The sequence below is a fragment of the Pandoraea sputorum genome, from assembly GCF_000814845.2.
Lineage (GTDB): Bacteria > Pseudomonadota > Gammaproteobacteria > Burkholderiales > Burkholderiaceae > Pandoraea > Pandoraea sputorum.
Genome location: NZ_CP010431.2, coordinates 1876286 through 1897707 on the forward strand (window position 1 = coordinate 1876286; position 21422 = coordinate 1897707).

The following is a 21422-nucleotide window of genomic DNA, read 5'->3' on the forward strand; positions in this document are numbered from 1 at the left end:
CGGCGACGAGGGAATAAGGGCCGCGCGGATGTGTTTTACCGTGAAGACGCCCGTGTTTCCACGATCTGCTCATCCGGCAACCTGCCCACGGGACGTCATCACAAGGAGCCCCATTCGTGACCGAACCTTCTTCGTCCGATCCTCGCGCCATTTGCGTGCCTTGCCGGGCGGCGGCTATCGTCGCCGTCGTCGGCCTGCTCGCGGGCGGCTTTGCTTACGCTGCCGGGTGGCTCACGCCGCAGCGTCTGAGCGCCAATACCGTCATCGATACGTTCGAGTCGAACGGCGGCATTCACGAAGGTTTCCGTCGCAATCACGCGAAGGGCCTGTGCGTGGACGGTTATTTCGAGAGTAATGGAGGCGCGGCGTGGCTGTCGAAGGCGCTCGTCTTCGCCCCCGGACGCACCCCCGTGACCGGCCGTTTCGCGATTCCCGGGCCGAACCCGACCGCCTCGGACAATAGCGTGCCGATTCGCAGTATGGCGCTGATGTTCACGTTGGCCGACGGCGAGCAGTGGCGCACCGGCATGAACACGACACCGCTGTTCGCCGTGCGCACACCCGAGGAGTTTTACGCGCAGCTCGATGCGTCGCGCCCCGATCCGTCGACCGGCAAGCCCGATCCGGCGAAGTTGCAGGCGTTCTTTGCCGCGCATCCCGACACGCAGCCGTTCCGCGACTGGGTCAAGGGACACCCACCGTCGTCGAGCTACGCCAATGCGGCGTACTACGGCATCAACGCGTTCTACTTCGTCGATGCTAACGGGCAGCGCTCGGCCGTGCGCTGGTCGATGCAGCCGGAGTTGCCCTTCGACACCGTGACCGACAAGGAGAAGGGCGACGCCAATTACCTCGCAGGCGAGTTGTATGAGCGTCTGAAGCAGGGGCCGGTGCGCTGGCATCTGGTGGTGAGCGTGGCCGATCCGGGCGATCCGACCGACGATGCCACACGCCAGTGGCCAGCCACGCGCAAGCAGATCGATGCGGGCACGCTGGTGCTGTCGCGGGCGGCGTCGCAAGACGATGGCGCATGCCGCGACGTCAATTTCGATCCGACGATTCTGCCCGCCGGGATCGAGCCGTCCGACGATCCGCTGCTCGCCGCACGCTCGGCCGCGTACGCGCTGTCGTACAAGCGTCGCACGCGCGAAGAAGCGTTGAACGGTGCCCCCGATGCACCACAAGGCAACACGACTCAGGAGGCCCGCTCGCGATGAATCGTCCCCATCTTCACTTCAGTCCCGTTCAGCGCTGGCTGCACTGGGGTATGGCGATCGCCATGGTCGCGATGCTGTTCATCGGCGTCATCATGGTCAGCACGCTGACGCAGGCCCACACCACGCTGATCGCGCTGCACCGGCCGCTGGGTATCGTGATTCTCGCGCTGGTCGTGCTGCGCATCATCGTGCGCATCAAGCGTGGCAGCCCGCCGTTGCCCGACAGTGTGCCGTCAACGCAGCAGACGATTGCCAAAGCGTCGCATCTGCTGCTGTATGCCCTGATGCTCGCGATGCCGCTGATCGGTTGGGCAATGGTGTCAGCCGGTGGCTATCCGGTGACGTTGTTCGGCGCTTATCATCTGCCGCCGCTGGTGTCGGCGGATGCGCGTCTGTTCGCGGTGTTGCGCGCGATGCACACGTGGCTGGCGTTCGCGCTGTTTGCGCTCGTGATCGGGCATCTCGCGGCGGCGCTGATGCACGGTCTCATCAAGCGCGACGGTGTGTTCTCCAGTATGGCGCGGGGGCATCGGCGCTGATTGGCATGCGGTGCGAGGAGGCAAGGGGGACGGGGAGCACCTCGTCGACACAGGATCAACGTCGGCTTTGCTTTGCCTCGCGAGCGTCCTTGAGCGCATTGAGTTTGACGGCGATGCGCGAGGCGTACGCGTCGCGCAGGGCGGGTGTGGCGGAGTGATAAGCACCAATGGCTGCCCATGTGTTGCCGTACTTCGCCATCTGACGTTGCAGATGCCACGCCGCGATATACACGCTCTTGCACGCCACCATCAGGTCCTCGGTGCCGATGCCGAAGCGTGCCAACGTGTCCAGATGCACCGAGTTGATCTGCATGAGACCGTAGTCGACCGACCCGTTGGTGTTGGTGCGACGGGCATCGGCACGGTTGTTCGACTCTTCCCATGCGATGGCGCGCAGCACGTCGGCATTCACGTGGTGATAGGTCGCGGCATCGTCGAAGCAGTCGGCAAATGCTGGCGCATTCGTGGTGACGGCTGCGGCAGTCAGACTGGCGACTACGGTCGCTCGGAGGCTCGGGCGCATGAATCGTCAAAAGGGTGTGGGGGATGGAGGCGTCGCGCCGGGGCCAGAGGCCGGGTCGGGGGTGGGTATCGACGGCATGACGTCCGGCGTCGCCGTTGCCGCAGAGAAGCGCCAGTCGTAGTAATGGGTCGTGCCGGAGAATGTGCCGAACTGCTCGTCGAAGTGCGCCGTCTTGAGCGGCGTGGCGGACGAGCGGCTATACACCTCAAGCACGCCCTTGCCGGTCGTCACATAGGTGATGCCCCAGTCCGTGCTGCCGGTTATCGGGTCCGCGAAGATCTTGCGCAAGTACCGGTGCGGCGTCGGGAAGCGCGGGTCGAGTAGCAATGCCGCCAGATTCGGCGGTTGCCGCAACTGCCCGGCGGGCGTGGCGTCGGCGTAGGCGCGCAGGGCGTCGCTGAACTGCGCACCGATCTCCATCAGTTGCACTTCACGGGCGGCGCGCTGCCGTAGCGCGCCGACACGGATCGTCATCGCGCCGACGAGTCCCAGTACTGCGACGAGAATCAGCAGTCCCACGTATGTGAAACCGCGTTGGCCCTGGAGGCTTTGGCCTCCGTGGCGTCCATGACGCTTGCGCGGAGGACGATCAATAGTCCGCATACGCCTTGCCCGCCGAGTCGGTCCCGGACGCACCGCTTTTCACACAGCAAATGCCCTTGTCCTCGATGACCGGAATGGCCCCGGTGGGCGGCGTCGGCGTAGAGGCGCCGAAGCGCAACGCATCCTGCGCCGACCGGCTTAGCGCGAGGATCTGCGCGCTCGGGTCCTGCGCCGCGTTCTCGGCGGATGTCATCGTGATCCACGTGGTGTCGCTTCCCGTCACGGGATCGATAGGCACCGCCCGCAGATACTTGCGCTCGACCAGCTCGGCGAGATTGACGGGATAGTGGCCCGTGTCGTCGTAAAACTGATCGATGACGCCGCGCAACGTGCGCAGATTCTCGGCAAGGACGGTGTTCTTCGCCTTCGTGATCGCGGGCACGTAGTTCGGGATCATGAGCGTGGCCAATGTCGCGATGATGCCCAGCACGACCAGCAGCTCGATCAGCGTGAAGCCGCGCGCGCGACGCGGGAGCCGACGGTGAGTTTTCGCAAGCAGATGCATGGCCGGGATCACCAGAGACGGTAAGGCACGCCGTTCAGGCTAACGCCCTGCGACAGCGTGTAGACGTCGTAGATGTCGTCGCCTTCGGCGGGCGCGTCGGGCGGACTGGCGTAGCTGCGTTTGCCCCAGGTCTGCGCGTCGGTGAGCGAGTCGTCGTTGTTGAACGGATCGCGCGGAATGCGGCGCAGGAAGTACTGCCGCTTGCGCTTGGGATCGCGCATATCCGGCACGCCCTGCACGAGCACTTCGAGCGACGGCGGATAGCCCGTCTGCGTCGCCTTTTTTTCCATGTGACCGGTGTCCCACGCGCGTTTGTAAGCGTCGATGGCGTGACGGATTTCGCGCAGATCGCGCGCGAGTTCCTGCTCCTGACGACGCTGCACCGCCAGTTGCGACACGGGCACGGCGAGCGTCGCCAGCATGGCCATGATGGCGAGCGTGACCAGCAGCTCGATCATCGTGAAGCCGCGCTGCGACGAGGCAGGCTCGCCAGACTTACACCGTGCGGTGAGTCTGGCGAAGCTGGCGAATCTCGCGCGAGGGGGCGTCCGCATCATGGGCATCAACGCGGGGCCGGTGCGCCGCCCACAGGCACAGGCTGTTGCGACGAGAGCGGCACTGGGTCGCTGGTCGGGCCGAGCACCGTGGAGGCGGGCGGTGTGGGGGAAGGCACCGGGTTGCCCGGCGGCGGGGCCGAGGCCGGAGGCGTTGCCGCTGGCGGCAGCGGCGCAACCGGTGCCGGTGCGGCGGACGGCGCAGGGGCGGGAGGTGTTCCCGCAGGCGCGCCGTGCGACGCCTCGTACAACGAGAGGCCATTCGCTGAAACGGCGGCACTGCCAGCACCGGAGGTCGTCATCACCACACCCGGCACCGTCGCGGTGTGCGGACGTGGTGTCGCATCCGGGAGCGCTGCGGCCGGACGTCGCCGGAAGTTGCCCTGGGTGCCCGACAGGAATTCGGTGGCGCTCTCCGCCGGACGCGTCACGTTACGCACGATGTGCGGCGTGATCGACAGCACGATCTCTGTCTTCTTGTCGTTGTTGGTCGTATTGCCGAACAGTCGGCCGAGGATGGGGAAGTCGCCAAGGCCAGGAATCTTGTTGCCCGACGTTTGTTCCTGCGTGTTGAGCAGACCGGCGAGCACCTGATTCTCGCCGTCCTTCAACTGGAGGACGGTGGATGCTTGCCGCGTGCCGATCTGGAACACCGTGCTGCCCGACTTCGTGATCGTCTGCTGCCCGCGGCTGCTGACTTCCATCGCGATACGAATGCCGACCTGATCGTTCATGTAGACGGTCGGCTCGACGTTAAGCGTCAGCCCCACGTCGATATAGCTCACCGATTCGGACGCAAACGTGCCCACACCGCCACTGATCGTCGTCGAGATGACGGGCACCTTGTCGCCGATCAGGATCTTGGCCTTTTCCTTGTTGCGCACGCGAATGCGCGGGTTGGCGAGGATGTTGGTGTCGCCATCGTTGACGTTGAGGTTGACCGTCGCCGAGGGGTTGCCCACGCTCACCGAGTTGCGCGTGGGCGAGAGCAGGTCGGCCAGCGTGAGTGCGGCCCCGTTGCCAGCGGACGCCAGCGGTGAGAGCACCACTTTGTCGGGCCATTGAATGCCGAGGTTTTGCAACCGCGTGCGGGCAATTTCCAGCACTTCCACGTCGAGCACGACCTCCGGCTCGGCGCGATCCTGAAGCGCCACGACCTGCTCGGCGACGCGGATCGCCTCGGGCGTGTCGCGCACGATCACGGCATTGAGCTTTTCGTCCACGACGATGTCCGTCGACTTGGTCAGCGTTTTAAGAGAGGCGGCGACCAGCTTCGCGTCGGCATTGTTCAGGAAGAACGTGCGCACCACCATTTCCTTGTACTCGCGCACCTTGGCGGGCAGGTTCGGGTAGATGAGCAGCGTGTTGTTGTCCATCACCTGCTGCTCTAATTGGTTGGTTACGAGCAGGAAGTACAGCGCCTGTTCTACCGTGCTGTTACGGAGTGCAATCGAGACCTTGGTGTCGGTCTTCAGATCCTTGTCGAAGACGAAGTTCAGGCCCGAGCGCTGCGCAATGACCTGAAAGACTTGCCGCAGCGGGGCGTCGCGAAACTCGATGGAGATCGGCTGACGATATGCGTCGGATAGCTCGGCGCTCAGTACCGGCTGTGCGGCGCGCGACTCCACTTCGGCGAGCATGGCGCGTGCCGCGTCATTCTCCGGGCGCTCACGCAGAATCTGTTCGAGCGTCTTGCGTGCGGCGTCGTAACGGCGTTCATCCATCGAGATGGAGGCCTGCTTGATCATGTTCTGGTGACGCAGCAGAGCATCGAGCGTGCGCAGATCGGACTTCGCTTTCTCACTGTTCGGGTCGAGATCGAGCGCACGCCTGAACCACGGTCGCGCGGCCTGAAACTTGCCCGCCGCCATCTCCTTTTCACCGCTGGCGAGGAAATCCTGCAACGTCTTGTCGCGTGCGTTGAGATAGATCAGGCGGTATTCACCGTTATCGGGCGCGCGGTTGCTCGCTTCCTGCAACTTCTTCAGACCGGCCTCGGGCTGGTCGTGGGCCATCAGATCGCGACCGTCGCGCAGCGCCATCTGCGCGGCGCACCCGGACAGCACGACAAGTGCGAGTGTGGCCGCGCCATGCAGCAGCAGCGTGCGCGACTTCCGGAGGGCAATGGGTGAAGGGCGTGGCAACTTCACTGCGTGCCTCCGATATCCAACTCTTGTTGCTGGTTCATGGGAATGTAGATGAGCGACAGGCGCGGCGGCTTGATCGACGCGACGCGATACACGTCGTCAACGACCGAGTTCTCATGCACGATGAAAGTCTTCTCGCCGCGCGCCAGATAGACCTCCCACGCACCGGCGGCAAGCGCCTTGCCGAGATACGTGAACGGTAATGGGGGCGCTGTCGGTGGCAGGGGCGTGGCAGGCACCGGCGCGGACGACGGTGCGGGCGGGGGCGGCCCCCAGTTCTGACTGACGAACAGGCGCTGCGGCGCAGGCGCGCCATCTGCGTCGGCCAGCATCTCGCGTGGCACCGGCGCGACGATGGACGACGCGCCGACGCTCGGCCCGCTACCCGACACGAACGCGCGAACTTGCCGGAGCAATTCGCGACGTTCCGCCGCGAGGCTGTCGTCGCTCTCGTCACGCTTGTCGCGCTCATCGCTGCCGCCGGTGGTCCTGGCAGATGCAGGAGATGCAAGCGTCGCCATCGTCTGACTTGCCGTCGATGCCCTCGACCTATGCGCATGCGTGACGGGCGCGGCCACCGGCGGGGTGGATGCCGACGACGGGAAAAACGGCAGAAACGAGGGATCCGCGAGCGCGGCCGCAATGCTCGCCGCGAGCGATCCCCAGAGCAGCAGGCGACGCGGTGTCATGGTGCGCTTGCCGGGACATCCCGGAGATAGAGCGTGAACCGGACTTGTGCGCTTACCGCTGCATCGCCGATGGCGTCGCGCTTGAAATTAATGTCCTGCAAAGCGGCGAACGGCATTGTCCGGAGCACTTCCAGGACGAAGCGCCAGATCGCATCGTAGTTGCCTTTGAGCGGCAGCACGACCTGACACGTTGCGACGCGCGCGGCGTTGTCATCGCTGTACTGGTATTCGCCCTGCCGGAGCGTCAGGCCGTTCTGCTTCGCCAGATCGAACAGCAGCTTGATGTGCAGGTCATTCTGCCGACGGTTGCCGAGCGTCGCAAAGAACGCGAGCAGGTGCGCATCGACCGGGTCCGTTGAGGCGACAGGTGCGCGGCGCTGTGCCGCGACGGCGGCCAGCACTGTTCTGGCCGACGACGTATCGTCGCGCGAGAACGACACGCCGAGCACGCCGAGCGCTACGAGTGCGACCAGCAACAGCGCCAGCACGGCGGCACGTGCAGCCCCCAGGCGACCGACGGCGAGTCGCGCGCGCAGCAGCGACGCAGCCGGTCTCCCGGGGCGACGTATTTTCAACGCGAGGCCCATGCGGCCTCCAGCTGAAAGCGAATGGGGCGGTTGATGTCCTGATCGTTGATCTCGTGATGCGTCAATTGCACAGCGACAAAGAAGGGCTGCTCACGCAGCACCCGCAGGTAGACGATCATGTCATCCGGATTCGTCGTCTCCGCCGTGATACGCACCGAGTGACGGTTCAGATCGGGGGTGAGCGACAGCAGCGCGACGTTCGGCATGGCGGCGTTGTCGAGCGTGTCGCGCAGCCTGCGCCACGGCAGATTCAGCGTCCGGGCGATGGCGTTGATCGCGTTCGCTTGCGGCACCGGTACGACGATGGGGGCGACGGGCGGATTCGCGCGCGCGTGCGCCGCCTCACGCTGCGCGATCCGATTCACCAGCGCCTGCCGTGCCTGGTCCCGCACGTACACGCGGTAGCCGAGCGCTGAAGCGGCGATAGCGATGACGACGGCCAGCGCCAGCACGACGTACCAGACCGGGGACAGTGGCCCGAGTGTGCGTCGCCAACTACGCGGCGCGAAGTCGATGGCGATGCGTGTCATACCAGCGCACCTCCCGTCGCAAGAAGGTCGGAAGGCTGCCAGTCGTACACGGCAAGGTCGACGCTGGCGGCCAGTGAGTGGAGATTCAGTGCTGCGAGCGTGACGCGACCTTCGTTCGGCACGGCGCCGCACAGATGCAGGGTCGTCGGCGGCTCGGTCCCCGTCAGCATGGCGGTGCGCGAAAGCGTTTGCGCCAACCAGTAGACGTCGGCGTCGGGCGGCATCGGCACTTCGTGCAGCGCGTCAAGACGCGTGGGCGCGCCCCCACTGATGCCGAGGCGCAGCAGACCGTCGTGCATCAGGGCGAACCAGCCGGGTGTAAGGCACTGCCGTTGCCACCGGTTCCACGCGCGCACGAAATGCGGTGCGATGCCCAGAACGGGGATACGGCAAGCGTGGGCCGTCACCGCTAACGTGTCGACGAGCGCACGGGGTAGGGCGGCGGTGCAAAACGGATGCGTCACCTGCCAGTCCCCTGCGATCTGCCAGTGCTCGGGCATTTCGCCAAAAAGATGGGCGAAGCGCATCGAAGCCGCACCCTCGATGTCGGAAAGTCGTGTCGCCCCGATGGGAGGCGTGGTCATCCACAGGCGAGCGAGACGGTCGTCGATCACGATGTCGAGCGTGGCGCGACGCGGTGCATGCGTGACGAGCAACGCATGCGCCGCTTCCTGCAGCGCGGGTACGAAGGCGTCGCTTGTCTGCTGCGAAAGCGACGTCGTACCGAGCACGCGCCACGTCCGCGTTTTCCGTTCGTGCAATACCAGGCTCACCGCGCTACGCGATACGCCCAGATGCAGAGATTGCGCGCGCCATTCAAGCATTCGTCGTCACCCGGCGCACTTCCTCAAGGGTGCTGTCGCCCGCGCGCACGAGCATCAGCGCGGCGTGGCGCAGGCTGCGCGTGCCGTTCGCGTGCGCGGCGGCCTTGATCTGTCGAATGGGACGCTTGTCCACCACCAGTTCGCGAAGCTCGTCGTTGAGCATGAGGATCTCGGCGATCGAACGACGTCCCTTGTAGCCTGAGCCACGGCAATGCGAACACCCTCTGCCGCGCATGAAGCGGAAGTCGGTGACATCGGCGCGCGTCAGTCCGATGCTGGCGAGTTCAGCGTCGTCTGGCGTGGAATCATTTTCCCGGCAGTGCGGGCAATTCACGCGCATGAGCCGTTGCGCCCAGATGCCGTTGAGCGCCGAGACGAACGCGTACGGATCGATGCCCATGTGATTGAAGCGCCCGAAGACGTCGAACACATTGTTCGCGTGGACGGTCGTGAGCACGAGGTGGCCGGTCAGCGCCGATTGCACGGCGATCTCGGCCGTCTCCCGGTCGCGGATTTCCCCGACCATGATCTTGTCCGGGTCATGACGCAGGATCGAGCGCAGCCCCTTGGCGAACGTCAGGCCCTTCTTCTCGTTCACAGGAATTTGCAAAATACCGGGTAGTTGGTATTCCACCGGATCTTCGATGGTGATGATCTTTTCGCGGCCGTCGTGGATTTCGGTGAGCGCTGCGTAGAGCGTGGTTGTCTTGCCCGAGCCGGTCGGGCCGGTCACGAGCAGCATGCCGTAGGCTTCGCGGGCCAGCGCACGCAGACTCACGAGCGATGTCGGGTCGAAGCCGAGCGCTTCGAGCGTGAGCGCACCGTAGGCTTCGATCATGGCGCGCTTGTCGAGAATACGGATCACGGCGTCTTCACCGTGAATGCTCGGCATAATCGAGACGCGCAGATCGATGTCGCGACCGGCGGCTTCCACGCGGAAACTGCCGTCTTGCGGAATGCGTCGCTCGGCAATGTCGAGCTCGGCGAGCACCTTCAGACGCGATATCGCCTGCTCGGCCAGATCGGTGCCACGCGCCGATGCCGCGTGATCGAGCACACCGTCGACGCGATATTTGATCGCCAGTCCCGTCGCCGTGCTTTCAAGGTGGATGTCCGAGGCTCCGGCCTTGAGGGCGTCGTACAACGTCGAGTTGACGAGCTTGACGGCGGGACTCGCCCCTTCGGCCACACTCGCGAACGACAGACGTGTCGACGTGCGGTCGTTGCCTGCGCCACCGGCGTCGCCCGACACCACGTGATCGATTGCCCGCGCGGTCTCCTCCTGTTTGGCGAGGAAGGTGCGCAGGTCATCGTGCAACGCCAGCGCGAACGGCAGCGGTGTCGGCGTGTTGGCGCGCGCGCCCAGCCAAATGCGCAGATCGAGATCGAAGGGATCGCTCACCACGCCGACGAGGGCGCCGTCGACACCGTGGAGCAGGGTGCAATGGCGCTGCAACGATTGCGAGAGCGAAACGACGTCGAACGCAGGCCGGGCAGCGAGCATCGCGTCGAGATCCATCACCGGCAAGCCCAGTTGCGCGCCAAGGGCGAGGACGACGTCGCGTAAGTCGCCGCCCGTGAGCGAGTGCAGCGCGCTCACAAGGTCGTGACTGGCCTGCCCGTTGCCCTGACGTTGAATCTCACGTGCGCGGGCGAGCACAGAGGCGTCGATGAGGGCGTTGGCCGGGGAGAGGTCATGTGGACTCACGAGAGGTCTCCCGCCAGATCGAAGATCGGCATGTACAGCAAAATCACGATGGCTCCGACGACAAGGCCGATAGCGGCCATGAGCACAGGCTCGAACGAACGCGTGAAGCGATCGATCCATCGGTCGATCTCGCCGTCGTAGAACGCCGCCGACTGTGTAAGCATCGGTCCCATTTCACCGGTGCGCTCGCCGACGCGCAGCATGCGCAGGGAGATCGGCGTGGTGAGACCTGCGGCTTCGAATGCGCTCGACAACGGCGCGCCCGCGTCGACACTCGCCGACGCCGCACCGAGGGCCGCACGCAGATTCACGGAGACCATCGGCTGCACGGTCGCGAGCGCCCGCAGGATCGTGATGCCCCCTTCGAGCAGCATGCCCAGCGTCAGATAGACGCGAGCCAGTTCGTAGATGCGAACACGTTCGCGCAGCACCGGAATGCGTGAGAGCAGCAGCACGACACCGCCCCGGCGTTGCAAGCGTCGCCACAGCGTGACGAGGGCGAACGCGAACGCGCACTGCGCTGCAAGAAAGAGCGTCGTGTGGGCACTGACGAGTTGTCCGAAGTCGAGCATCAGTTGCGACGCGAAGGGCAGTTGGCGTCCCGCGCCCTGATACACCTCGGCAAAGCGCGGCACCACGTACATCATCAGGAAGAAACTCACTGCCCCGCCGACCGACATGAGGATGCACGGATAAATGGCCGCGCTCACAACCTTGTTGCGCACGCTGTCCACGCGCTGTTGATAGTCGACATAGCGTGCGAGCGAACGCGGCAGATCGCTTGTGCCTTCGGCCGCTTGCACGATGCCGACGTATAGCGGCGGGAAGAGGCGCGGCTGTTCGGCGAGTGCGGCGGAGAAGCGCTTGCCCGATGAGAGGCTTTCCAGAAGACGGTGCAGGCATTCGCGAATGCCCGGGTTGCTCTCCTTCTCGTGGAGCGCCTGCAACGACTCGACGACACCCAGTCCGGCGTTAATGAGCGCGAGCAATTCCTGACTGAAGAGCACCAGTGAAAGCTTCTTCGCGCCACCGAGGGGTTTGCCGCCGCCGAGGCCGAGGCGTTGTGGCAACACAGACGCCGTGCGCACAATGCGCACTTCGCTCACGAAGCGGCCGTCGTGCTGGGCACGGCGACGTGCGTCCTCGAGGCTGTCAGCCTCGATGCGGAGTGTTTCAATCGTGCCCTTTGGCCCGATCGTGCGAACGTCGAAATGCATGCGTCGGTCGGCGTTGCGACGTCGGCTTATTGCGACGCGATATCGGCGTCGTCGCCCGAGCCGCCGGGCTGTCCGTCGCGGCCATAAGAGATCACTTCGTATTCGCCCTTCGCGCCGGGCGAGTGGTATTGGTACGCGTGCCCCCAAGGGTCGAGCGGAATGGCCTTTTGGAGATACGGGCCGTTCCACGCCTGTCCCGCGGAAGTCGGCGCAACCATCAGCGCATTGAGGCCTTCGGCGGTGGTGGGGTAGCGACCGACGTCAAGGCGATACGCGTCGAGCGACTTGGTGAACGCGTCGATCTGCGCCTTTGCCACCGTGACTTCGGACTTGCGCAACTGCGCGAAGTACTTCGGCCCGACGTATGCCGCGAGCAGGCCAATGATCACCACGACCACGAGCAGTTCGAGCAGCGTGAAGCCCCGCTGTGCGCGACGAAAGCAGGCGGGGGAGGAGCGGCGACGGGCGGGCAGACGAAGTTTCATGACGCGTTGGCTCGTAGTGAATGAGTCATCGAACCGTAAGCCGACGCGCTTCCAGGGAAGACGACGGGCGTGCAAGTCCGAGCCGCAAAGCCTGCGGCCGCACGCATCATCGACGAATTGCAAAGGGGCGGGAAGATGTGAATCGCTCAGCAGTGAATTGCAAAAAATTCAGTGCCGACGTGCGCGAACAAGACAGGAATCCGAATGTCTGTGCGCATTTACCAGCGCGCGGGTGGTTTGTCCTACAGCGGGAATTTGAGGATTGTCGTGCCGCACTCGAACGCGCCTTGTCAGCGCTGCGGCCGCCGGAATTTCCCGGTTCTGGTGCATGGCGTCTGCGCGTTACACGAGGTCGTTCAAATGAAAATGACTAAAGACGCTCGTGAAAATTACGCGGAACAAAGCCAACTTAGTATTTCGCCCGAAGTGGGTCAGACCACGGAAACTCGTTCGGAGTTCAATCTAACCGTCGGCATTTCGCAAAGTCATCCCGGAGTCCTTCCGGACGCGCGGCGCGAATGTTGCACAGGTTCAATCGGAACCACAATGACGAAATGAGAAAACGACACTCATTAGCGTGGACATGCACGGGGCTATTGCTCGCGTGGATGTTCCTGATGGCGGGCACAGCCACGCCTCAGACGAACGCGGGAGCGACGCCGTTACCCATCCCGGCGTCGGGACGCGTAAAGATCAACCTCGGGGCCACGCCCTGGAAATTCCTGGGCGACACAGAACCGGACGGCGTCTCGCAAGCCGGTTTCGACGACTCCGGTTGGAAGAACGTCGGCATTCCGCACTCGATGAACGAGGACAACATGTTCTCGAACACGCAGAGCGGGGGCGACGTGCCGCACGGTCGCGGCTGGTATCGCAAGCACTTCAAGCTCGATAAGTCCTACGCCGGTCGCAAGATCGTCGTGGAATTCGAAGGCGCGCACATGGGCGCGCAGGTCTACGTGAACGGCACGCTGGTCAAGGGCAGCAGCGTGCGCAGCCCGAACGCCACGCACGTGGTCGGCTTCCTGCCATTCGCCATCGATATCACCAACATGGTGAAGGCAGACGGCGTGACGGATAACGTGATTGCCGTGCGCGTTGCCGCCAACGGCGACTGGTTCGAAGATCCGGACTTCTCGGGCGCGTTCCGCTTCGGTCAGGGCGACACGGGCATTTTCCGTCCCGTGTATCTGTACATTACCGATCCGGTTCACATTCCGCTGAACGACTATCCCGTCATGCAGACGTGGGGGACGCACGTCTCCACCGTGAGCATTGACAGTCCGGCCGTCGACGGTTCGGGTACGGCTGCCTCGGCCAACATCCAGATCGAGACAAACGTGCTCAACGAGTCGGGCACGGCACAGACTGCGCAGGTCACCACGCAGATCGTCGACGCGACGGGGCAGATCGTGCAGCAGGCGAAGGACGACGTGGTCCTGCCGCCGAATGCCGGTCCGGGCTACCACCCGACGCTCGTGCGCCAGAACCTGACGGTCGATCATCCGACGCTCTGGTACCCGAACAACGTGCCGCGCGGCCGCCCTTACATGTACCGTGTGTTCCATTTGGTCAGCGTGGGTGGTGTGGTGGTCGATGCGACGGAAAGCCCGTTGGGTATCCGCACGATCACCTGGGACGCCAACTTCCCGAGCATCAACGGCTACGCGACGCACCTCTGGGGCGCTTCGGGCCGCTATGACTATCCGGGCCTCGGCACGGCCGTGCCGGAAGAGCAGCAATGGCGCGATCTGCGCCTGCTCGCCGATGCGGGCGGTAATCTCTATCGCCCGGGGCACTCGTCGTCGAGCACGGAATTCCTCAACGCAGCCGACGCACTGGGGATTTTCGTTGTCCAGCCGAGTGGCGACGGGGAGAACGGCTTCAACGATTGCTATCAACTCTCCGCACCGACAACCGACTGTCCGCAAAACAAGATCGACAAGTACGCGTTGAAGCTTGAGCTGCATCGCGACATGATCGTGCGCGACCGCAACAACCCGTCCGTGCTGGCGTGGGAGGCGAACAACGGCATCATGAACACGGCATTCGCGCCGCTGCTCGCCGCTATTGGCCGCCAGTGGGACCCGGTCAATACGCGCGCACAGGCCGACCGTACGCCGAAGGACGTCAACGGCGACATCCTGAGCTGCTCGCGTCAGGGTTGCGAAGTGGGCGTGAAGAACCAGTTCCCGAACAAGCCTGCATGGTCGGCCGAGTATTGGGGCCGTGGCGAGTTCCGTGCGAATTACGCATACGAGATGGATCAGGTCGCGTCGTTCATGAATGACTGGCGCAATGGCGTGCTGGCGAACACGTTCGGCATCGCGCATTGGTATCTGGCCGATACGCCGGGCGAAGACAGCTTCTACTGGAGCGGCACCACTTACGACCCGAAGCTCAACCCGAACGGTCCGTATGTTCGTTCGCTGGGTGACTCGATGGCCGACGGCAATCGCTTCCCGCGTCTGCTTTACTACGCGTATCAGTCCGCGTGGACGCCGTTCGCGATCAAGCCGGTGGTCCATCTCGCGAACACCTGGAACCGCAAGGGGCCGGTGCGCGTGAACGTGTTCAGCAACTGCCCGGCCGTGCGTCTCGTCGTCAACGACGTGGTGCAGGGCGGTGACGTGAAGCCAAACACGCTCTCGACCTCGACCGACAACTCGCTCGGCACGACCACGGGTCTCGTCGGGCAGGCGCACTGGGACGACGTGCAAGCCAACGGCGGCCACATCCAGGCGCTGTGCGTGGACGGTTTCGGCGCGCAAGTCATGGCAAACGGCAAGCCGGTGATCGACGAGCAGGTGACGGCCGGGACCCCCGACCACATCGTGCTGTCGGTGGTGCCGGAAGTCATTCGTCCGAGCGGTCAGTCGTTCCAGGTCACGGCCAACGGTTCCGACGCCGTGTTCGTGACGGCGCAGGTCGTCGATGCCAAGGGCGTCGTCGTGCCGGATGCCACGAACCTCATCACGTTCTCGGTCGACAACCCGGCCGTGGCCAACTATCGCGGCGGCTGGAATCACATCGTCACGATGGACAAGCCGCAGGGTTATCACTCGCCGGGCGATCATGAACTCGCCGCCGAAGGCGGTCTGACCCGTATCGCGATTCGCAGTACCTTCCAGACGGGCCACGTGACGGTCAGCGCAACGTCGCCGGGTCTGGGCAGCGGTTCGACGTCATACGACGTGCAGCCCGCTATCGTCGTGCCGGTACAGGCCGCCACCTCTGCGCCGCAAATCGTGGTGCAGCCCGCCAGCCAGCAGGTCAGCGTGGGCCAGCCCGCTCACTTCGACGTGACGGTCTCGGGCGCGTCGCCGATGCAGTTCCAATGGCAACGCGATCACCAGGACATCCCCGGTGCGACGGGCAGCAGCCTCGATACGGCGGCGGCCACGGGCGACGACAACGGTCATGTCTTCGGCGTGCGGGTTCGCAACGGCGTGGGCACGATCACGTCGAACGACGCCGTGCTGTCGGTGATCCCGGCACTCGCCGTAAGCATCGATACGCCGCCGGCCGCGCAAACCGTGTTCGTCGGTCAGACGGCTACGTTCAGCGTGGCGGTCAAGGGCTCGCCGGTGATCGAGTATCAGTGGTTCCGTAACGACGTCGCCATCGATGGCGCGAAGTCGGCGACCTACACCACGCCGGTGGTGACGGCCGACGACGACGGCGCGCTGTTCAAGGTGAGCGTCAAGAATCCGCTCGCACAGGTCACGTCGACGCCGGTGGCCCTCAAGGTCAACGCTGCGACGGTGCCGACCATCACCACGCCGCCAGCCAACACGGTGGCGATGTTGAATGAGAGCGCCACCTTCACGGTGGTCGCTGACGGCTCAAAGCCGCTGCACTACCAGTGGAACGGCCCGTCGGGCACGGTGGGCAGCGACGCACCGGCTTTCACGATCAACGCCGTCACGCCTAAGGATCTGGGCAAGTACACGGTGACGGTCTCGAACGCCTCCGGCAAGTCGGTGACGAGCGATCCGGCCACGCTAAGTCAGGCGGCGCCGGGTGTGAACCTCGCACAGGGCAAGTACGCATTCGCCAGCAGCTATCAGGACCCGCAGGGCATGCCCGCTGGCAACGTGACCGACGGCAACGTCAGCACGCGCTGGAGTTCGGATCAGAAGGACGGCAACAACGCGTCGATCACGGTGGACCTCGGTGCGCCGATGCCGGTCAACCGCATGATTCTGCGTTGGGAGAACGCTTACGCCAGCTCGTATCGCATCGAAGTGTCGAACGACAACGTTCAATACACGAAGGCTTACGAGTCGCCCGCCGGTTTCGCCGGTGGCGTGGACGACTTCACGTTCCCGACGGTCACCGCGCGCTATGTCCGCATGGTCGGCCAGACGCGTGCGACCGAGTACGGTTACTCGCTGTACGAAATCGAGGTCTACAACGTCCCCAACTGTAACGATGGCGTGCTCTTCACGAACGAGCGTTACACGGTGCTGAACCCGGGCGAAGCGCAGGACAAGTCCAGCACGCTGGTCTGGAACCGCAAGCAGTACGCGACGACGGACCCGAACCACCAGTTCACCCAACTGGCGGCGGCCGACTACTGCGCAGCACAGGGTAAGCGCCTGCCGACGCGCGAAGAAGCACTCTCCATTGCAGCCAACAACAGCGCAGCGTGCGCATTCCCGGAGAAGTGGACGACGTGGACGTCGACGCTGCTCGCGACCGACCCGCGTCAGGCCTACCTGATCACGTCGGCGGGCGAAGATCGCCAGGGCCTTGTCGATAACGCGCCGGGCTGGGTGCTGTGCGTGTCCGGAACGGCGCAAGTCACGCCGCCTACGGTGACGGTGCAGCCGGGTGACGTGAGCGTCACGCAGGGCAAGTCGGCGCACTTCAGCCTCGGCATCAACGGCTCGGCCCCGCTCACGTTCAAGTGGTATCGCGTGGCAAAGGCCGGTGAGACGTCAGACACGCTGCTCTATACGTCGTCGACCCCGGTCTACGACACCCCGGCCGTCAAGCTGGAAGACAACGGCACGCAGTATTACGTGGTGGTCAGCAACGCCGCGAACAGCGTCACAAGCCAGAAGTTCACGCTTACGGTGACGCCGCCCCAGCAGGATCCGGGCAACGGTAACAACCCGCAGGTTCCGCCGCCGGTGATCGTCACGCCGCCGGTGAGCCAGTCGGCCGCCATCGGCAAGACGGCCACGTTTACGGTCAGCGCGACCGGCAACGGCACGCTGTCGTACCAGTGGTATCGCGACGGTGCGCAGATCGCAGGCGCAGTGGCCGCGAGCTACACCACGCCCGCAGTCAAGCTCGAAGACAACGGCGCGCAGTTCACCGTGCTCGTGAGCGCAGGCGGGGCAAGCAAGCTGAGCGACGGTGCAACGCTCAATGTCGTGGATGGCGTGCCGTCCAACGACACGAACCTCGCACTGGGCAAGACGGTGACGTCCACGCCGGTGGAAAACCCGGGCTTCGGCGCGGCAGCCAACGTGAACGATGGCGACATCACCACGCGCTGGTCGTCGCTGTTCGTCGACAACCCGGATGCCGACAAGGCGAGCATCACCATCGACCTGGGCAAGTCGCAGGCCGTCAATCTGGTGCGCCTGAAGTGGGAAGCCGCCTACGGTAAGCAGTACCTGATTCAGGTCTCGGATACCGGTAACGATGGTGATTGGAAGACCGTCTACACCCAGAACACGGGCCGTGGCGGTACGGAAAACCTGTCGTTCCAGACGGTCGCCGCACGCTACGTTCGCATGCAGGGCGTGAAGCGTCAGACGCAGTACGGCTTCTCGCTGTTCGAGTTCGAAGTCTATGGTCCGAAGCTGAGTTTCGATCAGCAACCGCAGCCGCAATCCGTGCAGGTGGGCCAGTCGGCGCACTTCACGGTGTCGGTGATCGGCGCGTCGAACCTGTCGTACACGTGGTTCCGTAACGGCCAGCAGGTGGCGGTGACGACCAGCCCGTCGTACGACACGCCAGCTACGACGATGGACGACAACGGCGCGCAGTACGGCGTGGTCGCCGATGACGGCAACTCGAACATCACCAGCACGCCTGCCTTGCTCACGGTGACCCCGGCCCCGACCGGCGGCAACAACGGTAACGGCAACACGGGCAACCCGCCGCAAGGCGGGAACGGTGAGAACGGCACCGGTGGTAATGGTGGTAATGGTGGTAATGGCAACAACGGCGCCACGCCGGTGAACCTCGCCCTTGGCAAGCTTGCGCTGGCCAGCGGCGTGGAGAATCCGCAGGGCACGCCGGCGTCCAACGCACTTGATGGCAACGTCGATTCGCGCTGGTCGTCGGACTTCAACGACAACGCGTGGTTTGCCGTCGATCTGGGTGCCCCCACCCAGATTTCGGAAGTGCAGTTGCGTTGGGAACGTGCTTACGGCGCGGCGTACGAGATTCAGATCTCGGACGACGGCAACACGTGGCGCAAGGTCGGCGGCCAGTCTGCCGGCCAGGGTGGCACGGAGCAGGTTTCGTTCGCCCCGGTCACCACGCGCTTCGTGCGCATGGCCGGTATCCAGCGGTCGTCGCCGTACGGCTACTCGCTGTACGAGTTCGAGGTCTATGGACCTGCGGGCGGCACGGTTCCTGTGACGAACCCGGCGACCGACAACTCGGGTAATAGCGGCAACGGCAATCTCGCGAAGGGCAAGCCCGCCTTTGCGAGCGGTACCGAAAGCGACGGCACGCCCGCCCGCTTCGCAGTGGACGGCAACCCGGCAACGCGCTGGTCGTCGGACTTCAACGACAACGCGTGGCTCGCCGTCGATCTGGGCACCTCGGTGCCGGTGTCGAAGGTGGTGCTGAACTGGGAGCGTGCTTACGGTGCGGCTTACGAGATTCAGGTGTCGAACGACAACCAGAACTGGACGCGTGTGGCTTCGCAGCCCAACGGCCAGGGCGGCGTCGAAACCGTTACGTTCGCCACGACGTCGGCGCGCTACGTGCGCATGGCAGGCATCAAACGCTCGTCGCAGTACGGTTACTCGCTGTTCGAGTTCGAAGTGTACGGCCCCACGGATGGCAGCACGCCGCCGCCCCCGCCGTTGCCCGTTATCAGTGGTCAGCCGGCCAGTGTCTCGGTGCAGCAGGGACAACCGGCGCACTTCGCGGTCGCACTCGCCAACGCGGACGGGATGACGTACCAATGGCGTCGCGGCGGCACCCCGATCCCGGGCGCCAACGCTTCGACGTACGACACGCAACCGACGACGGCCGCCGACAACGGCGCGACGTTCACGGTCGACGTGAGCAATTCGGCCGGTAACACGGTGACGTCGTCGGCGGCCACGCTGACGGTGACGCCGCCGCCGGTCACCGGCAACCCGCCGGATGACGGCACCATCCCGAACTATCCGATCTATCCGAACCAGATCGGCGTCGAACTGCGTAACAACACGAACGGCGCTTATACGGACGATCAGATTTTCGTGGCGGTGATCGCGCACGACCCGGCAAAGGACGGCCAGTTCGTCTACGTGAAGCCGGACGGCACCACGGTGCTGATGTCGGACGCGGACAACGACGGCCCCGGCCACCTGACGAAGAACGGGCAGAACTACGCCAACTACTTCTTCACGCTGGCGCAGGCAAAGCAGTTGAAGTTCCCGAAGCTCTTCGGCGCACGTGCCTACGTGGGGCTGGGGTCGCCGCTGTACATCAAGGTCAACCGGGACGTGAACGGTCAGATCGGCTTCGCCGGTCCGGACGTGCGCAACCCGACCGACCCGAACATCAACGTCTACTTCGACTGGTATGAGTTCACCTATGGCGACAACGGCCTGTGGCTGAACAACACGCAGGTCGATCAGTTCGGCTTCCCGCTGACGGAAGACGTGTACGGCAGCAACCGCACGACGCACGTGCGCTCAGGCATCACCGAGTCGCGCGCGTCGATCTTCGCGGCGTATCAGAAGGAAGTGCCGTCGGCGTTCCTGCCGGCCAACCCGTCTCAGTACCGCATCATGGCGCCGAGCAAGGGTGGGTTCGACGAGGGACAACCGAATGGCAAATACTTCGACGCGTACATCGACAGCATGTGGGAGTACTACCGTACGCACTCGTTGACGCTGCTGATGTGGGGTAACGCACGCAAGTTTGTCGGTCAGACGGTGGGCGACCAGCTCGTGTTCACGGAAGTGGATCAGGGCAACGGCGCATTCGTCGGCGGCAAGTACTACGTGAATCACCCGAACACGCAGGACATGCTCGAAGCGAAGGGTCCGCTGGCCTCCGGTAACGCGACGGAACTGGCGATCGAGGCGCAGGTGGCGGCGGCGCTCAACCGCCACATCATGGAAGACGACACGCAGTGGGCAGCACCGTCGTCGGCCTGGTACGCCAAGGGCCCGTACAACGCTTACGCGAAGTTCTGGCACGACCACAGCATCGACCGCAAGGCTTACGGCTTCTCGTACGACGACGTTGCGGACCAGAGTTCCACCCTGGTTTCGCCTACGCCTGAGCACGTCGTTCTGGGTATCGGCTTCTGACAGCTTGAGGTTGTGTAGCGAAATGACGACGGGATGCGCAGTTTCGGCATCCCGTCGTTTTTTCATGACACGCCCGCAGGCCGCATGATCCGGTCATCGAGATGTCGATGAGTCGAATTGAGACCTTTATTGAGAAGGATTCGCAGAGATTTTTATGTTTTCGCGATATCGACTTGGGAATAATGCGAATCTTTCGGCCCGTCGCCGTAGTGGTGAGTGAACATGATGCAGTTCGAGCACGATTCGGGGTTTGCGCGGTTGCTGCTCCCCATGTTGCCGAAGCTGTGGACGTTCGCGTTGCGGCTCACCGGCGACCGTCACGACGCCGAAGACCTCGTGCAGCGCGCCTGCGTGCGCGCACTTGAGCGTGCCGACGCCCAGTTGCGGCCCGACAGTGCGCCGCTGAACTGGCTCTATTCCATCGTCCATTCCCTGTGGCTCAACGAATTGCGGGCGCGTAACGTGCGCAACCGTGGCGGTGTCGCATGGGACGACGCGTTGCTCGAGAACATTGCCGACTCTGTGTCGGGATTGCCGGACGAGCATGTCGGACATCGCCAGATCGTCGATGCCGTCGAGCGTCTGCCTGCACCGCAACGCGTAGCGCTGCTCCTGGTCGCGGTCGAAGGCTTCAGCTATCGCGAGGCGGCGCAGATTCTCGACGTGCCGGTGGCCACGGTCATGGGGCGCCTGTCGGCCGCACGTCAGCGTCTGGGCGTGCAGTTCGACGTGACGCCGCGTCGACGCGGCACTTCCGCCGTTGGCGAAACGCCGACGTGAGGGTGACGAC

16 protein-coding genes are annotated in these 21422 nt (G+C 64.3%); 4 read left to right on the plus strand and 12 right to left on the minus strand.

Annotation, left to right across the window (positions count from 1 at the left end; all coding sequences use genetic code 11):
• The first annotated feature begins 116 nt into the window (after positions 1-116).
• Both NA29_RS08370 and NA29_RS08375 read left to right on the plus strand, forming a co-directional pair.
• Positions 117-1217, plus strand: coding sequence for a catalase family peroxidase (locus NA29_RS08370; protein ID WP_052252638.1), 1101 nt, complete (start codon positions 117-119; stop codon positions 1215-1217).
• Positions 1214-1756, plus strand: coding sequence for a cytochrome b (locus NA29_RS08375; protein WP_039397464.1), 543 nt, complete (start codon positions 1214-1216; stop codon positions 1754-1756). The genes NA29_RS08370 and NA29_RS08375 overlap by 4 nt, the downstream gene beginning before the upstream one ends.
• Before the next feature lie 55 nt (positions 1757-1811).
• Here NA29_RS08375 and NA29_RS08380 read toward each other — a convergent pair whose 3' ends face one another.
• The 12 genes from NA29_RS08380 to gspG all read right to left on the minus strand — a co-directional run bounded on the left by NA29_RS08380 (position 1812) and on the right by gspG (position 12128).
• Complete coding sequence (locus NA29_RS08380; protein WP_039397466.1) at positions 1812-2279, minus strand: lytic transglycosylase domain-containing protein; 468 nt, start codon at positions 2277-2279, stop codon at positions 1812-1814.
• A 6-nt stretch (positions 2280-2285) separates the two neighbouring features.
• A complete protein-coding gene (locus NA29_RS08385; protein WP_052252641.1) occupies positions 2286-2798 on the minus strand; it encodes a hypothetical protein in 513 nt (170 codons plus the stop codon).
• A 70-nt stretch (positions 2799-2868) separates the two neighbouring features.
• Entirely contained in the window at positions 2869-3387 is a 519-nt protein-coding gene (locus NA29_RS08390) for a competence type IV pilus major pilin ComGC (RefSeq protein WP_039402778.1), read from the minus strand.
• An 8-nt stretch (positions 3388-3395) separates the two neighbouring features.
• Complete coding sequence (locus tag NA29_RS08395; protein WP_039397468.1) at positions 3396-3845, minus strand: type II secretion system protein; 450 nt, start codon at positions 3843-3845, stop codon at positions 3396-3398.
• A gap of 104 nt (positions 3846-3949) precedes the next feature.
• Entirely contained in the window at positions 3950-6091 is a 2142-nt protein-coding gene (locus NA29_RS08400; protein ID WP_231965140.1) for a secretin GspD/PilQ domain-containing protein, read from the minus strand.
• A complete protein-coding gene (locus NA29_RS08405; RefSeq protein WP_052252643.1) occupies positions 6088-6777 on the minus strand; it encodes a hypothetical protein in 690 nt (229 codons plus the stop codon). The genes NA29_RS08400 and NA29_RS08405 overlap by 4 nt, the downstream gene beginning before the upstream one ends.
• Positions 6774-7364 carry a hypothetical protein gene (locus NA29_RS08410; protein ID WP_052252645.1) on the minus strand — a complete coding sequence of 197 codons (591 nt, stop codon included), beginning with the start codon at positions 7362-7364 and terminating at the stop codon, positions 6774-6776. Before NA29_RS08410 ends, NA29_RS08405 begins: the two co-directional genes overlap by 4 nt.
• Positions 7349-7894 (minus strand): hypothetical protein, encoded by a 546-nt coding sequence (locus NA29_RS08415; RefSeq protein ID WP_039397470.1) that lies wholly within the window; start codon positions 7892-7894, stop codon positions 7349-7351. The genes NA29_RS08410 and NA29_RS08415 overlap by 16 nt, the downstream gene beginning before the upstream one ends.
• Entirely contained in the window at positions 7891-8718 is an 828-nt protein-coding gene (locus tag NA29_RS08420; protein WP_052252647.1) for a hypothetical protein, read from the minus strand. The genes NA29_RS08415 and NA29_RS08420 overlap by 4 nt, the downstream gene beginning before the upstream one ends.
• A complete protein-coding gene (locus NA29_RS08425) occupies positions 8711-10426 on the minus strand; it encodes a GspE/PulE family protein (RefSeq protein WP_039397472.1) in 1716 nt (571 codons plus the stop codon). Before NA29_RS08425 ends, NA29_RS08420 begins: the two co-directional genes overlap by 8 nt.
• Positions 10423-11643 (minus strand): type II secretion system F family protein, encoded by a 1221-nt coding sequence (locus tag NA29_RS08430; protein WP_039397474.1) that lies wholly within the window; start codon positions 11641-11643, stop codon positions 10423-10425. Before NA29_RS08430 ends, NA29_RS08425 begins: the two co-directional genes overlap by 4 nt.
• Positions 11644-11669: 26 nt before the next feature.
• The gene (gene gspG / locus NA29_RS08435) at positions 11670-12128 is read right to left on the minus strand and encodes a type II secretion system major pseudopilin GspG (RefSeq protein WP_039397475.1); all 459 of its coding nucleotides are present in this window, start codon (positions 12126-12128) and stop codon (positions 11670-11672) included.
• Positions 12129-12682: 554 nt separating this feature from the next.
• Between gspG and NA29_RS08440 the strand changes: the two genes are divergently transcribed.
• Both NA29_RS08440 and NA29_RS08445 read left to right on the plus strand, forming a co-directional pair.
• The gene (locus tag NA29_RS08440; RefSeq protein WP_167370890.1) at positions 12683-20632 is read left to right on the plus strand and encodes a discoidin domain-containing protein; all 7950 of its coding nucleotides are present in this window, start codon (positions 12683-12685) and stop codon (positions 20630-20632) included.
• Between the two features lie 222 nt (positions 20633-20854).
• Positions 20855-21412, plus strand: a complete 558-nt coding sequence (locus NA29_RS08445) for an RNA polymerase sigma factor (RefSeq protein WP_224791675.1) — start codon at positions 20855-20857, stop codon at positions 21410-21412.
• The last annotated feature ends 10 nt before the right edge of the window (positions 21413-21422 follow it).

Coding starts and splice junctions, on each gene's coding strand:
- NA29_RS08375 (WP_039397464.1), top strand. CDS start 1,214: ATGAATCGTCCCCATCTTCACTTCAGTCCCGTTCAGCGCTGGCTGCAC.
- NA29_RS08380 (WP_039397466.1), bottom strand. CDS start 2,279: ATGCGCCCGAGCCTCCGAGCGACCGTAGTCGCCAGTCTGACTGCCGCA.
- NA29_RS08390 (WP_039402778.1), bottom strand. CDS start 3,387: ATGCATCTGCTTGCGAAAACTCACCGTCGGCTCCCGCGTCGCGCGCGC.
- NA29_RS08395 (WP_039397468.1), bottom strand. CDS start 3,845: ATGATCGAGCTGCTGGTCACGCTCGCCATCATGGCCATGCTGGCGACG.
- NA29_RS08405 (WP_052252643.1), bottom strand. CDS start 6,777: ATGACACCGCGTCGCCTGCTGCTCTGGGGATCGCTCGCGGCGAGCATT.
- NA29_RS08410 (WP_052252645.1), bottom strand. CDS start 7,364: ATGGGCCTCGCGTTGAAAATACGTCGCCCCGGGAGACCGGCTGCGTCG.
- NA29_RS08415 (WP_039397470.1), bottom strand. CDS start 7,894: ATGACACGCATCGCCATCGACTTCGCGCCGCGTAGTTGGCGACGCACA.
- NA29_RS08420 (WP_052252647.1), bottom strand. CDS start 8,718: ATGCTTGAATGGCGCGCGCAATCTCTGCATCTGGGCGTATCGCGTAGC.
- NA29_RS08430 (WP_039397474.1), bottom strand. CDS start 11,643: ATGCATTTCGACGTTCGCACGATCGGGCCAAAGGGCACGATTGAAACA.
- gspG (WP_039397475.1), bottom strand. CDS start 12,128: ATGAAACTTCGTCTGCCCGCCCGTCGCCGCTCCTCCCCCGCCTGCTTT.
- NA29_RS08440 (WP_167370890.1), top strand. CDS start 12,683: ATGAGAAAACGACACTCATTAGCGTGGACATGCACGGGGCTATTGCTC.
- NA29_RS08445 (WP_224791675.1), top strand. CDS start 20,855: ATGATGCAGTTCGAGCACGATTCGGGGTTTGCGCGGTTGCTGCTCCCC.